Here is a 306-nt window from a genome sequence, read left to right as displayed (position 1 = left end):
GTCTTCGAGATGAGATTTCCATGCACCTTGAGTGTGAGAGGCTCCCAGCAGACTACTGGGTTGATAGGCCGGATGTGGAAGCGGGGACTAACGACCCGTGGAGCTGACCGGTACTAATAAGCCGAAGACTTGACAACACAATTATTTCCCACACTTTCGGGTGTGGGGGCTCGCGTCCACTTTGTGGTTCCCGACAGACGATCGGGAACAAGAAACTGAATACCGCGCATGCGCGGAACAGCTTTCGGATTTCCAAGTGATTGGGTCGAAGGTGTTCCGGTGGTCATAGCGAGAGGGAAACGCCCG

The 306-nt window shown here is 54.6% G+C and carries 1 rRNA gene; it reads left to right on the top strand.

Annotated elements, in window-relative coordinates:
- A 23S ribosomal RNA gene (locus HP507_RS17515) occupies positions 1-137 on the top strand; the annotation flags it as partial.
- Between the last annotated feature and the right edge of the window lie 169 nt (positions 138-306).

The sequence above is a fragment of the Curtobacterium pusillum genome (assembly GCF_013359865.1).
Lineage (GTDB): Bacteria > Actinomycetota > Actinomycetes > Actinomycetales > Microbacteriaceae > Curtobacterium > Curtobacterium pusillum.
Note: the sequence above shows the minus strand (reverse complement) of the source record. Positions and strands in the feature narration are given on the sequence as shown.